The organism is Micromonospora sp. WMMD723 (assembly GCF_049863385.1).
GTDB lineage: Bacteria > Actinomycetota > Actinomycetes > Mycobacteriales > Micromonosporaceae > Micromonospora > Micromonospora wenchangensis.
Genome location: NZ_JBMKNR010000001.1, coordinates 6,354,924 through 6,368,759 on the forward strand (window position 1 = coordinate 6,354,924; position 13,836 = coordinate 6,368,759).

11 protein-coding genes are annotated in these 13,836 nt (G+C 71.8%); 5 read left to right on the forward strand and 6 right to left on the reverse strand.

Annotation, left to right across the window (positions count from 1 at the left end):
* Nucleotides 1–411: 411 nt before the first annotated feature.
* From ACN261_RS27640 to ACN261_RS27655, 4 genes are read right to left on the reverse strand one after another with little or no spacing between them, the layout of a single operon-like run.
* Entirely contained in the window at nt 412–1,560 is a 1,149-nt protein-coding gene (locus tag ACN261_RS27640; RefSeq protein WP_425852930.1) for a serine hydrolase domain-containing protein, read from the reverse strand.
* Between the two features lie 2 nt (nt 1,561–1,562).
* Nucleotides 1,563–2,387 carry a carbohydrate ABC transporter permease gene (locus ACN261_RS27645; RefSeq protein ID WP_088646293.1) on the reverse strand — a complete coding sequence of 275 codons (825 nt, stop codon included), beginning with the start codon at nt 2,385–2,387 and terminating at the stop codon, nt 1,563–1,565.
* Nucleotides 2,384–3,355 carry a carbohydrate ABC transporter permease gene (locus tag ACN261_RS27650; RefSeq protein ID WP_421482581.1) on the reverse strand — a complete coding sequence of 324 codons (972 nt, stop codon included), beginning with the start codon at nt 3,353–3,355 and terminating at the stop codon, nt 2,384–2,386. Before ACN261_RS27650 ends, ACN261_RS27645 begins: the two co-directional genes overlap by 4 nt.
* Nucleotides 3,352–4,710: an ABC transporter substrate-binding protein gene (locus ACN261_RS27655; RefSeq protein ID WP_421482582.1), complete on the reverse strand. Its 1,359-nt coding sequence runs from the start codon at nt 4,708–4,710 to the stop codon at nt 3,352–3,354. The genes ACN261_RS27650 and ACN261_RS27655 overlap by 4 nt, the downstream gene beginning before the upstream one ends.
* 411 nt (nt 4,711–5,121) lie before the next feature.
* Here ACN261_RS27655 and ACN261_RS27660 point away from each other — a divergent pair, with 411 nt between their 5' ends.
* Complete coding sequence (locus tag ACN261_RS27660; RefSeq protein ID WP_425852933.1) at nt 5,122–6,147, forward strand: LacI family DNA-binding transcriptional regulator; 1,026 nt, start codon at nt 5,122–5,124, stop codon at nt 6,145–6,147.
* Nucleotides 6,148–6,239: 92 nt separating this feature from the next.
* Nucleotides 6,240–7,193: a family 43 glycosylhydrolase gene (locus tag ACN261_RS27665; RefSeq protein WP_425852935.1), complete on the forward strand. Its 954-nt coding sequence runs from the start codon at nt 6,240–6,242 to the stop codon at nt 7,191–7,193.
* 169 nt (nt 7,194–7,362) lie between these two features.
* Here the strand turns inward: ACN261_RS27665 and ACN261_RS27670 are convergent, their stop codons facing one another.
* A complete protein-coding gene (locus ACN261_RS27670) occupies nt 7,363–8,928 on the reverse strand; it encodes a glycoside hydrolase family 27 protein (protein WP_421486845.1) in 1,566 nt (521 codons plus the stop codon).
* 234 nt (nt 8,929–9,162) lie between these two features.
* A complete protein-coding gene (locus tag ACN261_RS27675; protein WP_421482586.1) occupies nt 9,163–9,291 on the reverse strand; it encodes a hypothetical protein in 129 nt (42 codons plus the stop codon).
* A 51-nt stretch (nt 9,292–9,342) separates the two neighbouring features.
* Between ACN261_RS27675 and ACN261_RS27680 the strand changes: the two genes are divergently transcribed.
* From ACN261_RS27680 to ACN261_RS27690, 3 genes are all read left to right on the forward strand, one after another.
* Nucleotides 9,343–10,707 carry a LacI family DNA-binding transcriptional regulator gene (locus ACN261_RS27680; RefSeq protein WP_425852937.1) on the forward strand — a complete coding sequence of 455 codons (1,365 nt, stop codon included), beginning with the start codon at nt 9,343–9,345 and terminating at the stop codon, nt 10,705–10,707.
* A 479-nt stretch (nt 10,708–11,186) separates the two neighbouring features.
* Entirely contained in the window at nt 11,187–12,170 is a 984-nt protein-coding gene (locus tag ACN261_RS27685) for a LacI family DNA-binding transcriptional regulator (RefSeq protein WP_421482588.1), read from the forward strand.
* A 268-nt stretch (nt 12,171–12,438) separates the two neighbouring features.
* Nucleotides 12,439–13,830 carry an extracellular catalytic domain type 1 short-chain-length polyhydroxyalkanoate depolymerase gene (locus tag ACN261_RS27690; protein ID WP_421482589.1) on the forward strand — a complete coding sequence of 464 codons (1,392 nt, stop codon included), beginning with the start codon at nt 12,439–12,441 and terminating at the stop codon, nt 13,828–13,830.
* The last annotated feature ends 6 nt before the right edge of the window (nt 13,831–13,836 follow it).

Here is a 13,836-nt window from a genome sequence, read left to right on the forward strand (position 1 = left end):
ACATCGCCCCCGTCAACAGTCCCTCGGAAATCCGGACGTCACGGTCTCGTAACGGGGTCCACCGCGTCGTTCACCCGTCCGCCCGGTCCGACCGACCCCCGGGGCCCTGGCCAGCGAACCGGTTCGCCGCGTGCGCCACGGGCGTCCGACCACCGGGCCGCAGCCCCCGGCGGGATCGTCACGCCAGGTTTCCGACCTGTTACGACAGCTCCGCCAGCGCCACCGCCGTGGACCATGGCCGGGCTGGTCACCGGGGCCCTCCCGGTCGGCTGCACCGAGCACCCCGGCGGCGTTCGTCCCGCCCGGCCACCCCACGCGTGCGGGCCCGATCCGTTCCGACGGCGGACGGCAGCGCGCCCCGGGTGTCCCGTCGTCGGGACGCCCGGGGCGCGTGGTGTCGCGTCCGGCCGGTCAGTCGTCCAGGCAGGACCGCAGCGCGGCGGTCAGCAGGTTGGCGCGTTCGTCACCCATGCCCTGCATCTGGTTCACCACGTAGCCGAAGCCGACCTGGTGGGCGTCGTCGCCGAAGCCGAGGTTGCCGCCCGCGCCGTCGTGGCCGAAGCTGCGCCCGGACAGCAGCGGCCGGGCCGGTGGGGAGTGCAGCAGGAAGCCGGTGCCCCAGCGCTGGCCGGTGTCCGGCGGGCCGTGCCGCTGTTGGCCCCGGGCCCGTACGACGGTCGCGTCGTCGACCGACGCCCGGTCGAGCAGGGGCGGTCCCGCCACCGGCGACACGCAGGCGGCGTAGAGGCGGGCCAGCCCGTCGGCCGTGCTCACCGCGCCCGCGCCCGGGATGCCGGCGGCCTGGATGGCGGGGTCGTTGAAGCTGACCAGGCCGGCGTCGTCGGCGGGGAACGCGAACGCGCCGCCCATGGTGATCCCCCGGTCGGCCACCGGGTCGACGAACGGCTCCGCCTCGGGCGGCGGGGCGATGTTCCAGGCGACCGTGTCGCGCTCGGCGACCGGCAGCCCGAGCCAGGTACGCAGCCCCAGCGGCGTGGCCAGGGCGTCCCGGAAGAATGCGCCGGGGAGCTGGCCGGTGATCCGGTGGATCACCTCGCCGATCAGCCAGCCGTAGGTCATCGGGTGGTAGCTGTGCGCGGTGCCCGGCTGCCACAGCGGCGTCTGGGCCTCGATCGCCGCGATCACCGGGTCCCAGGCGAGCACCTCGTCGAGGGTCAACGGGCAGTCGAGCGCGGGCAGGCCGGACTGGTGGGTGAGCAACCAGCGCACCGGGATGTCGGCCTTGCCGTGCTGGCCGAACTCCGGCCAGTAGCGGGCGACCGGCGCGTCCAGGTCGAGTCGGCCCTGCTGCACCAACAGGTAGGCGCAGATCGCCAGGATGCCCTTGGTGCAGGAGTAGACGACGACCGGGGTGTCCGCCGTCCAGGGCCGGCCGGTGCGCGGGTCGGCGGTCCCGCCGTACAGGTCGACGACGCGGCGACCGCCGACGTAGACGGTGACCGCCGCGCCGACCTCCCCCCGGTCGGTGAAGTTGGCGCGGAAGACGTCGGCCACCCGCCCGTACCGTTCGTCGACGTCGCCGTGGATCTGCGGGGCCACTGCTATCCCTTCAGGGAGCCCTGGATCAGGGCCTTGATGAACTGACGCTGGAAGATCAGGAAGACGATCAGGGTCGGGGTCAGGATCAGCAGCGAGCCGGCGCACAGCAGCACCAGGTCGGTGCCCCACTGCCCCTGGAACGCCCCGAGCGCGCCCGCCATCGTCCGCTTGGCCGGGTCGTCGACCAGGACGATGGCCAGCAGGAACTGGTTCCACGTCCAGAGGAACATCAGGATGGTCAGCGACGCGATGGCCGGGCGGGCGAGCGGCACCTGGACCCGCCAGAACAGCTGCCAGGTGCTGCTGCCGTCGACCCGGGCCGCCTCGGACAGCTCGACCGGCACGTTGCTGAAGTGGGCCCGCATCCAGAACACCGCGAACGGCATGTAGAGGCCGATCAGCGGCAGGATGATCGCCCAGCGGGTGTTGAGCAGGCCGAGATCCTGCATCTGGTAGTACAGCGGAGTGACCACCGCCTCGAACGGCAGGGTCAGGCCGAGCAGCAGCAGGGCGAACACGATCCGGCCACCGGGGACCCGGAGCTGGCCCAGCCCGAAGCCGGCCATGGTGGCGATCAGCACCGAGACCGGCACCACCCCGGCCACGATGAGCAGGCTGGAGCGCAGCAGCGCGCCCATGTTCGCCACTGTGAAGGCGTCGGCGAAGTTGCCCCACTGCGGGTCCGACGGCCAGGCCAGGCCGCTGGGCACGGTGCCCCGGGGCTGGAGCGCCGCGGAGAGCATGCTGACGAACGGCAGCAGGGTGACCACGACCAGGACGAGCAGGAAGACCCGGCCGGTCAGGTTCTCGCGCCGGCTGAGGTTCATGACTTGTCCCCCCGGGTCAGTCGCTGGATCGGCAGTACGCAGAGCACCACCAGCAGCATCAGCACGACGGCCAGCGCCGAGGCGAGACCGACCTGACGCTGCGAGAAGGCCAGCCGGTAGATCTCCAGGCCGGGCACGGTGGTCTGCAGGCCGGGGCCGCCGCTGGTGGAGATGTAGACGATGTCGAAGCTGGCCAGGGCGGCGATGATGGTCACCGTGAGGCAGACGCCGATCTCCTGCCGCAGGCTGGGCAGGGTGACGGCGAAGAACTCGCGGACCGGGCCGGCGCCGTCGAGGCGGGCCGCCTCGTACAGCGCGGGGTCGATCTTGCTCATGCCGGTGACCAGCAGGATCGTGCAGAGGCCGAGCAGGACCCAGGCGCCGATCACGCCGACGGCGGGCAGCGCGGTGTCGAAGTCGCCGAGCCAGGCGCGGGCCACCCCGCCCAGGCCGACCGCGCGCAGCACCTGGTTGACCAGCCCGTTGGACGACAGCAGCCAGCTCCACGCGATGCCCGCCGCGACCAGCGGGATGACCTGGGGCAGGAACAGCACCGTGCGGACGACGGTGCCGAACACGCCTGTGGTGATCCGGCGGACCAGGCTCGCCACCAGCAGGCCGAGCGCGACCGGGACGAAGCTGAAGAAGACGATCAGGACGAGCGCGTTTCCGATGATCTTCAGCAGGTCGCTGTCGGTGAACACGGTGAGGTAGTTGTCCAGCCCCGCCCAGCGGGCCACCCCGATGCCGTTCCAGTCGTAGAACGAGTACTGGATGGTCAGCGCGAGCGGGCGCAGCACGAACACCGCGTACATCAGCACGGCGGGCAGGACGAACAGCCAGCCCGTCCCGCCCGCGCGGGCCCACCGTTTCCGGGGGGCCCGCGCGGGCGACGGGCGGGTGGGACGGTCCGGCGACGGCGCCGTCCCACCCTGCCCGGTCGGTACGCTGCCGAGGGCAGACGTCATCGGGACAGTTCCTTCGCGTACTCGGCCTGGACCGCCTTCACGTACCCCTCGGGGGTCTGCTGACCGGCGATCAGCTTCTGCATTTCCGGGGTGATCGCGGCGGCGAAGATGCCACCGGTGGCGTTGGCGGTGAAGTCCACCGCGCCGTTCTCCTCACCGAGCTGCTGGGACGCCTTGAGCGTCTCGGCCAGCACGGTGCCGGGGGCAGCGGCCGGCACGGGCAGGTCGCTCGGGCCACCCGGGCTGGAGCCGCCGATCCTGACGGCGATCTCGCGGGCGGTGGCGTTGGTGTGCGCCCAGTTCAGGAAGTACGCGGCGGCGTCGGGGTTCTTGGCCTTGGCGCCGATGCCGAAGGTGTTCGGGGCGGACATCGCCACGTGCTTGCCACCGGCCGACTCGGTCGGGAACAGGAAGAAGCCGACGTTGCCCGGCATCGTCTTGTCGAGGTTGGCCGACTCCCAGTCACCGTTGAACATGAACAGGCCGTTGTTCTTCTGGAACTCGCCCACCATGCTCGCGTAGTCCAGCGCGTTGGCGTCCTTCGGGAAGTAGCCGGCCTGGGCCCACTTCTGGATGGTCTGGGTGGCCTTGAGCGCGGCCGGGGTGTCGAACGTCGCGCCCGGCTTCTGGAAGATCCAGTCGGCCACCTGGGCCGGGTCGCCGAACTGGTTCTGCAACGCCTGGTGCGGGAAGTTGATGCCCGCGGTGTTCTTGTTGAACTGCATGATCGGCTGCACGCCGGCGGACTTGGCCTTGGCCAGCAGTTCCTCGAACTCGGCGATGGTGGCCGGCGGCTGGGTCATCCCGACCTGCTCGGCCAGCTTCTTGTTGTAGAACACCCCGGTGACGCTGTAGCCGAGGCCCATCCCCCACAGCGACCCGGTGCCCCGGGTGGTGCCGCCGTCGCCGACCCGCAGCTGCACCAGCTGGGAGGCGGGGAACTTGTCCCAGCCGTACGCGTCGAAGTAGGGGTCGAGGTTCTTGAGCAGGTCGTCCTTGACCAGGTCGACCATGGTGGGGAGCCGGATGATGTCGGGCGAGTTGTCCGAGGCCATCACCCGGGGCGCGTTCTCCACGATGACCGTGAACTGGTCCTCACGGATGTTGAACTTGACGTTCGGGTGCTGCTTGGTGAACTCGTCGGCCAGCGCCTTGGCCAGCGGGAAGCCGGTCTCGGCGTACATCTCCAGGGTGATCGGGTCGCTGCCCAGCTCGGTGCTGACGGTGGCGTCGCCGCCGGTGCGCGGCGCGTCGTCGGCCCCGGGGGCGCTGCACGCCGTGGCGGCCAGCCCCAACGCCAGCACGGGGGCCAGGAGCGCCGTCCGGCGGGAGAACCTTGCCAGTGGTGTAGCCAATTGAGGACTCCTCGACTCTTCCGTGCGTGCCCCGGCCGCGGTGCGGGCCGGGCCGGCGGGTCGTCACGGTGGGTGACCAGCCGCAACAGTACGTCGCCGTCGGCGAGCCGCCGTAGCACGCGTTGTCGTTACCGATGACCATGCCGAGGGTCACCGAGGGTGCCGCCCGACCTGCCAAAAGTAGCCGCTAAACTGATTTAGCAGAGCATGCGCGCGGCGACCTGAGCTGTCAAGGACCAAACGGCAACGGTCCGGAAACATCCGGTTCACGCTCGGCCACCCGCCCCACCGGCCGTCGCGGGTGGTGACCGACACACACCCGGGGTGACCGCCGGCACCGGGCCGGGCCGGACCACGCATCATGATGGGCGGGAGCGGCGGCCGCGACGCCGCCGGCGATTCGGAGGACTGATGGGCCGCAACAGAGCAACCCTGGCCGACGTCGCGCGGCGGGCCGGGCTGTCCAAGACCGCCGCGTCGATGGTCCTCAACGGCCGGGAGGGCACCCGGCTGTCGGCCGAGGCGCACCAGCGCGTCTTCGCCGCCGCCGAGGAGCTCGGCTACCGGCCCAACCTGGCGGCCCGCAGCCTGCGTACCCGCAAGACGGCCACCATCGCGTTCGTCTCCGACATCGTCGCCACCACCCGGTTCGCCGGCGGCCTCATCCGGGGCGCGCTCGACGCGGCCCGGGAGCGGGACCACGTGCTGCTCATCACCGAGACGCAGGGCGACGCCACCTTCGAGCAGTACGCCATCGAGGCGATGCTCGACCGGCAGGTCGACGGCGTGATCTACGCCGCGATGGCCACCCGCCGGCTGACCGTGCCCACGGCCATCCTCGGCGGCCCGGTGGTGCTGCTCAACGCCACCAGCCCCGACGACCTGCCCTGCGTGCTCCCCGACGACGAGCGGGCCGGCCGTACGGTCACCACCGCCCTGCTCGACCACGGCCACCGGGACCGGATCGCGCTGATCGGCCGCAACCGGCTCAAGGAGGACGACGCCGAGGTCTCCCTCGCCGCACGCGCCCGGCTGCGCGGCGTCCAGCGGGCGCTCGACGACGCCGGGGTCGACCTGCTGACCGAGTGCTTCTGCGCCGAGTGGCTGCCCGAACACGGCTACGCCGCGATGCGGACGCTGCTGGGCCGACCGACCCGACCCACCGCGATCATCTGCATGAACGACCGGCTGGCCTTCGGCGCCTACCAGGCGCTCGCCGAGGCGGGGCTGACCGTCCCGGACGACATCTCGGTGGTCTCGTTCGACGACGACCCGATCGCCGCCTGGTTGCGCCCCGGCCTGTCCACCACCGCGCTGCCGCACGAGCAGATGGGTCGGCGGGCGGTCGAGATCCTGCTCGACGGCGGTGGGGCCGCGCCGTCGCTCGTGCCCATGCCGCTGCGCCGCCGCCGCTCCCTGGCCGCCCCGGCGGGATAGCCCTCCCCCACCGCCCGTCGACCACGCCAGCGCGGGTCGTCGCAGGAGGGCCGACCTGGCCGCTAAAACGATTTAGTGCTAGCTTCCCCGGCATGCTACGTCTACCCGACCACTGGGTGTGGGACAGCTGGTACGCCCGGGACGACACCGACCGGTGGCACGCGTTCTTCCTGCGCGCCTCCCGCGCCCTGCACGACCCGCACCGCCGGCACCGCCGCGCCACCATCGGCCATGCGGTCTCCACGGACCTGCGCACCTGGCAGCTCGTCGCCGACGCGATCGTGCCGGCCGACGCACCGAGCTGGGACGACCTCGCGACCTGGACGGGGTGCACGGTGCGCGGCCCGGACGGGCGGTGGTACCTGTTCTACACCGGGGTCGGTCGGGCCGAGGACGGGCTGGTGCAGCGGATCGGCCTGGCCGTCTCCGACGACCTGACCACCTGGCACCGGCACGGCACCGGTCCGCTGGTGGAGGCCGACCCCACCTGGTACGAGCTGCTCGACCGGAACCTCTGGTACGAGCAGGCCTGGCGTGACCCGTGGGTGTTCCCCGACCCGGACGGCGACGGATGGCACATGCTCGTCACCGCCCGGGTGAACACCGGCCCGACCGAGGCCCGGGGCGTCGTCGGGCACGCCACCTCACCGGACCTGCTGCACTGGACCGTGCAGCCGCCGCTGTCGGTGCCCGCCGGGTTCGGGCACCTGGAGGTGCCGCAGGTCGCCGTCGTGGACGGGCAACCCCTGCTGCTGTTCTCCACCGACGCCGCCGGCACCCGCCGCGACGGCCACCGGATCTGGGCGGTCGAGGGGCACGACGTACGCGGCCCGTGGGACATCGCCACGGCCCGCCCGTTCCCGCACCCGTACCTGTACGCGCCCCGGCTGGTCGCCGGCCCCACCGGCGACTGGTCCCTGATCGGGTTCCTCGACCACGTCGACGGGGAGTTCGTCGGCGCGCTGACCGACCCGATCCCGGTCCGCTACCGGGCCTCCACCGGGCTGACCCCGGTCGGCACGCCCGCCGCCACCGCCGCCGGCTGAGGATCTCCGACCACCGCCCGGTCGTCCGTCCGGGCGGGACGACGCCCACCGCCACGTCGACGGGGGCGTCGGACGACCGGACCCGGACGGTGCCCGCACCACACCGTCCGGGTCCGGCAACCACCGGTCGTCGGCCACCCCGGGTGCCGGGTGGCCGACGACGTCGCGGTCAGATCCGGTTCCACCGCTGGTTGGCCGCTCCGGTGCAGGTCCACAGGAGCACGGTGGTGCCGTTGGCCGTGCCGTTGTTGTTCACGTCGAGGCACAGGCCGGACTGCACGTTGCTGATCGTGCCGTTGGAGTTGAACGTCCACTGCTGGTTGGTGCCGCCGTTGCAGTCCCAGATCTGGGCCTTGGCGCCGGCGGTGGCGTTGAGCGGCGCGTCCAGGCACTTGCCGAGGGCCTGGAGGGTCTGGCCGTTGGCCGTCCAGCGCTGGTTGGCCGCCCCGTTGCAGTCCCAGATCACCGGCTGGGTGCCGTTGGCGGTGTTGCTCTGCGGCACGTCCAGGCAGCGCCCCGAGGAGACGCTGGACAGCGCGTTCGCCGTGGACGGCGGCGGCGTCGTCGGCGGGGCGGTCCCACCGCCGCTGACCCGGTAGACCACCGTGCCGTGCGACGGCACGCTGGCCGAGATGGTGCCGGTGCTGGTGGTGCTGGCGTTGGTCCAGGCGTCGACCAGGGTGAAGGAGGACCCGGACTTGCCGATGGCGGCGGCGGTGGTGGTGATGGTGGTGGTGGAGCTGCCCTGGTTGAACAGGGCGACGGCGGTGTCGCCGTTGGCGAGTCGTTTGGCGAGGATTCGGCGGGTGCCGTCGAAGGAAACCTGGCTGGCTTGGAGCGCGAGGGGGTCTTGGCTGATGGCGATGAGGTTGGCGTTCTTCAGGATGGTTTGGGTTGCGGTGTTCATGGTGCGGAGGTCGTTGCCGGCGATGAGGGGTGAGGCGAGGATGGCCCAGAGGGCGAAGTGGGAGCGCATTTCGGTGTCGGTCATGCCGCCGCGGCCGACTTCCATCATGTCCATGTCGTTGAAGGCGCCGGGTTTGGCGCGGGCGGCGAGGGGGACGGTGACGTCGATGATGTTTTGGATGCCCATGGGGTAGCCGTTGGTTTGGCCGCTGTTCCAGGTGTTGGTGATGTCTTCGGTGGTGCGCCACATGTTGGAGACGTCGCCCCAGTCGCGTTGGGGTCCGGTTTTGGAGTGGATGCTGTTGGAGTTGATGCTCAGGACGATGGGTCGGCCGGCGGCGGCGAGGCCGTCGCGCATTTTGGCGAAGGCGCGGACCTGGTCGTCGATGGTGCCGGTGGGTGAGCACCAGTCGTATTTGAGGTAGTCGACGCCCCAGTTGGCGAACTGGCGGGCGTCTTGTGCTTCGCGGCCTTGGCTGCCGGTGGCGCCGGGGTAGGAGTTGAAGTATTGGGCGCAGGTTTTGTCGAGGGGGGCTTGGTAGATGCCGAATTTGAGGCCGCGGGCGTGGATGTAGTCGCCGAGGGCTTTCATGCCGGAGGGGAAGCGGGTGGGGTCGCCCTGGAGGTTGCCGGCGGAGTCGCGGTTGGGGTTCATCCAGCAGTCGTCGACGACGACGTACTGGTAGCCGGCGTCTTTCATGCCGGAGCTGACCATGGCGTCGGTCATCTGCCGGATCAACGCCTCGTTGATGTTGCAGCCGAACGTGTTCCAGCTATTCCACCCCATCGGCGGCGTCCGCGCCACACCGTTGTCCAACGCCTGCGCCATCGGGGCGCGTACGCCCACCAGGACGCCGGCCAGGAGCAGGCCGGCCGCTGCCGCCCGCCCCCAGCTCCGGGCTCGCACGAGTCGCTTCACGAGGTCTCCAATCAGTGGCGCCGCCCCGGCCGGGGCCCCGTCGGACGCGGGAAGCCGTCCGCTCGACCACCCGGTGTGAGCGCTAACAATGGCCCCCCATGTTACGGAAGCGTTTCGGGCTATTCAACCACTTGCATGCGTCGATCAATATCCGGCCGGCCCGCCGACGGCCGGCCCGCCACAGTCGGCGGCGGGGCGGCGACGGTCGACGGCGGGCGGGCCGAGCGCACCGGGCGGACGTCGCGCCGGTGGACGCGGGAACGCCGCGCTCATGGAGCCATCATGGAGCCACCCGGCACCGCCGATATCGAATACCATGGCTCCATGCCAGTTGGCTCCACGCCCGGTCGACGAGCCCGTGGTGAGATCGAGAAGCTGCCCAGCGGCTCCCTGCGGGTGCGGGTGTACGCCGGCATCGACCCGGTGTCCGGGCGGCGGCGCTACCTCACCGAGACGGTGCCCGCCGGGCCGGTCGCCGCGCGGCACGCCGAATCCGTCCGCAGTCGACTGCTCGACACGGTACGACGACAGCACGGCCGTCCGCCAGCACCGCGCACGCCGGCCGACGACGTCCGCCCGGCCCCGGCCGACCCCACCCCCGACGCGCCCGCCCCCGCACCCACCACGGCGACCGGCACGCCGGCCGGTCGGGCGACGGGACCGCAGCGGCGCGGCCGCAGACGGGGCGAACCCACGCTGACCACCATCGCCCGGCTGGCGGACGTGTCGCCCCCCACCGTGTCGAAGGTCCTCAACGGCCGCTCGGGGGTCGCGGCGGAGACCCGCGCCCGGGTGGAGGCGCTGCTGCGCGAACACGGCTACCGCCGGCCGGAACTGGGCACCCCGCACGCCAGTGTCGAGGTGGTCTTCTACGGCATGCAGAGCAACCTGGCAGTGATGATCATGCAGGGGGTGCAGCAGGTCGCCGGTGCGCACCGGTTCGCCGTCGGCTTCACCGACGCCCGCCGGCAGGTCTCGGAGGGGCGGTTCTGGGCCCGCGACCTGCTGGCCCGCCGCCCGACCGGGGTGATCGCGGTCCACCTCGGCTTCACCTCCGAACAACACGCCCTGCTGGCGGCGAGCGGGATCCCGCTGGTGGTCCTCGACCCCACCGGGGAGCCGCCGCTGCATTCCGTCCCGTCGGTGACCTCGACCAACTGGAGCGGTGGCTTCGAGGCCGCCCGCCACCTGCTCGACCTCGGCCACCGTCGGATCGGGGTGATCTCCGGACCGACCGAACGGCTCTGCGCCAAGGCCCGGCTGGACGGCGCGCGGGCGGCCCTGGAGGCGGCCGGCGTCGGACTGCCCGCGCGCTGGCTGCGCCACGGCCACTGGTTCTCCTTCGAGGACGGCCTCAACCACGGCCAGGAACTGCTCCGGCAGGACCCGGCCCCGACGGCGATCGTGTGCGGCAACGACCTGCAGGCCCTCGGGGTCTACGAGGCGGCCCGGCTGGCCGAACGGCGGATTCCCCGGGACCTCAGCGTGGTCGGCTTCGACGACATCCCGTACACCATGTTCTGTGGACCGCCGATGACCTCGGTGCGGCAGCCGTTGGTCGAGATGGGCGCCGCGGCGGCCCGGATGGTGCTGACCCTGGCCGCCGACAAGAGCCTCGCCCAGACCCGGGTGGAGCTGGCGACCACGCTGGTGGTGCGGGACAGCACCGCCGTCGCGTACGACCACTGACCCGCCCGGGGCGGGCTGCACCGGATCGCGGAAACCTGTCCTTGTCGTTACCGAACCGTTTCGAGTAGCATCCGACTCGATCGATGCGGCAGGTCGTCGCGGCGCGGTCCCACCACCGTCGACGCGCCCCCGCCACCCCGATCGGGGACACGCTCCACCACAGGTCGGCCGGCCCGGCAGACGCGGGCCGGGCACCAGCGAGGACCCAGGGAGGGACCAGGCCACCGTCACCGCCAGTTCGCACAGCGCCCGCGATCCGTGATGACGAATATCACGGCGCGCGGACGATACTCGGTCGCGTCACCGACCCACCCGGGGCGACACGCCGCGTAGACTCTCGCTGATCCAGCGTTGTCCACGGCGTGTGCGCCCATGCCTCGTGTCCGTCGTCCCTGCCCGGACGCCGGGCTGGGCCGCTTCGCCGGTAACGGGCTGCGGGGCGGACCGAGAGGTGTGGGATGACTGTGCGCGCTCCAGCGATGAGAGACGTGGCCCGCCTCGCCGGAGTGTCCCACCAGACCGTGTCGCGGGTCCTCAATGGTCATCCGCACGTGCGGGAACAGACCCGCCTACGGGTCCAGGCCGCGATCACCGAACTCGGCTACCGGCCCAACCGGGCGGCCCGCACCCTGGTCACCGGGCGGTCCCAGGTGCTCGGTGTGGTGGCGCTCAACACCACCCTCTACGGCCCGGCCTCCCTGCTGTCCGCGTTCGAACTCGCCGCGGCCGAGGCGGGTTTCGCGGTCAGCGTGGGCAGCGTGCGCAACCTGGACCGCACCTCCATCACCGCCGTGGTCGAGCGGCACCTCGCCCACCGGGTCGCCGGGATCGTGGTGATCGCGCCGGTGGAATCGGCAGGTGAGGCGCTGGAGTGCCTGCCCACCGACATTCCGCTGGTCACCGTGGACGGCGATCCCCGGCGACCGGTGCCGCTGGTCACCATCGACCAGGTGGAGGGGGGTCGGCTGGCCACCCGGCACCTGCTCGACGCCGGCCACCGTACGGTCTGGCACGTCTCGGGCCCGGCGGACTGGTTCGACAGCGCCGGACGGATCGCCGGGTGGCGGGAGACGTTGCAGGCGGCGGGGGCGGAGATCCCGCCGGTGCTGCAGGCCGACTGGTCCGCCGCCTCGGGATACCGGTGCGGGCAGATGCTGGCCCGCAGCCCGGAGGTGACCGCGATCTTCACGGCCAACGACGACCTCGCGCTGGGCGTGCTGCACGCGCTGCACGAGCACGGTCGGCGGGTGCCGGAGGAGGTCAGCGTGGTCGGCTTCGACGACGTGCCGGACGCCGCGTACTTCATCCCGCCGTTGACCACCGTCCGGCCGGACTTCGACACCGTGGCGGAGGCCAGCCTCGACCTGCTGCTCGCGCAGATCGACGCGGGGGTCGACCACACCCTGCGGCGGACCGTCTCCCCCACCCTGGTCACCCGGGACAGCGTCGCCGCACCCCGGTGACCGGCCCGGTCACGCCGTCGTCACCACCACGGGGCTCCCGCCACCAGCGGTCGCCGGCCGCGCCGACCGGGCCGGGCCCGTTCCGCGTCGCGACCCCCAGCTATGGACAGCGGTCACTGTTAACGTTAACGTAACGACAATCGTCAATTCTCGGGACCGACCTCGGACCACCCGGCGACCCTTCTTCGATCCCGGGTCCGGCCGACGCCGGCGTGACGCCCGCACCAACCCCCGGCGCGGCGCTCCCACCCTGGAAGAAAGGCCACCGATGAAGGGCAGTCTGCGCGCCGCGCTGGCAGCCGTCGTCCTCGGTGTCGCGGCAGCCACCGTCCTGGTGACGGCACAGCCCGCGACCGCGGCGACCCTGACCAGAGTGACGGGATTCGGCAACAATCCCACCAACCTCAACATGTACCTGTACGCCCCGAACAACCTGGCGCCCCGCCCGGCGCTGCTGGTGCTGGTGCACTACTGCAGCGGCTCGGCCAGCGGCATCTTCAACGGCAACGGGCGCGACTACGTGACCGCCGCCGACCGTTACGGCTACCTGATCGTGGTGCCCGAGGCGACCCGCAGCGGGAGCTGCTTCGACGTCTCCACCCCCGCCGCGCTCACCCGCAACGGTGGCGGCGACTCGACCGGGATCATGTCCATGGTCGCGTACGCCCGGCAGCGCTACCCGGTCGACCCGGCGCGGATCGTGGTCTCCGGCTTCTCCTCCGGCGCGATGATGACCAACGTGCTCGCGGCGCAGTACCCCGACGTCTTCTCCGCCGCGTCGGCGTTCTCCGGAGTGCCGGCCGGCTGCTTCGCCACCACCGACGGCTCACTGTGGAACAGCAGGTGCTCCGGCGGCAATGTGATCAAGACGGCGCAGCAGTGGGGCGACCAGGCCCGCGCCATGTTCCCCGGGTACACCGGCCGCTATCCCCGGATGCAGCTGTGGCACGGCGCGACGGACACCACCCTGGCTTACCCCAACTTCGGTGAAGAGATCAAGCAGTGGACCAACCTGCACGGGTTGAGCACCACGCCCACCGTCACCGACCGCCCGCAGTCGTCCTGGACCCGCACCCGGTACGGCGGGACGGGCCCGCAGTCCCCGGTCGAGGGGATCAGCATCGCCGGGGTGGGGCACCAACTGCCGATGGCCGGCCAGCTCGCGTACGCCATCACCTTCCTCGGCCTGGACGGCAGCGCCCCGACGCCCTCCCCCACCCTGACCCCCACGCCCACGCCCACGGTCACCCCCACCCCTACCCCGACGGTCACGCCGACGCCGACCCCGACGGTCACCCCCACCTCGACCCCGACGCCCACACCGACGTCGTCGCCGCAGTCGGGCCCCTGCCGGGTCACCGACACGATCAGCGCGTGGAACAACGGGCTGACCGCGAGCATCACCATCGTCAACACCGGGAGCACGACGCTCACCGGCTGGTCCCTGGGGTTCACCCTGCCCGCCGGGCAGGTGATAACCGGTGGCTGGAACGCCAGCTACGCACCGAGCAGCGGCCAGGTCACCGCCACGAACGTCAGCTACAACGGCACGCTGGCCCCGGGAGCGTCGACGACGATCGGCTTCCAGGCCACCCACACCGGTAACGCCGCCGCCCCCGCGACGTTCACCCTCAACGGCGCGACCTGCGTGACCGCCTGACCCGCC

Coding starts and splice junctions, on each gene's coding strand:
- ACN261_RS27645 (WP_088646293.1), bottom strand. CDS start 2,387: ATGAACCTCAGCCGGCGCGAGAACCTGACCGGCCGGGTCTTCCTGCTC.
- ACN261_RS27650 (WP_421482581.1), bottom strand. CDS start 3,355: ATGACGTCTGCCCTCGGCAGCGTACCGACCGGGCAGGGTGGGACGGCG.
- ACN261_RS27660 (WP_425852933.1), top strand. CDS start 5,122: ATGGGCCGCAACAGAGCAACCCTGGCCGACGTCGCGCGGCGGGCCGGG.
- ACN261_RS27665 (WP_425852935.1), top strand. CDS start 6,240: ATGCTACGTCTACCCGACCACTGGGTGTGGGACAGCTGGTACGCCCGG.
- ACN261_RS27670 (WP_421486845.1), bottom strand. CDS start 8,928: ATGGCGCAGGCGTTGGACAACGGTGTGGCGCGGACGCCGCCGATGGGG.
- ACN261_RS27675 (WP_421482586.1), bottom strand. CDS start 9,291: ATGAGCGCGGCGTTCCCGCGTCCACCGGCGCGACGTCCGCCCGGTGCG.
- ACN261_RS27680 (WP_425852937.1), top strand. CDS start 9,343: ATGCCAGTTGGCTCCACGCCCGGTCGACGAGCCCGTGGTGAGATCGAG.
- ACN261_RS27685 (WP_421482588.1), top strand. CDS start 11,187: ATGAGAGACGTGGCCCGCCTCGCCGGAGTGTCCCACCAGACCGTGTCG.
- ACN261_RS27690 (WP_421482589.1), top strand. CDS start 12,439: ATGAAGGGCAGTCTGCGCGCCGCGCTGGCAGCCGTCGTCCTCGGTGTC.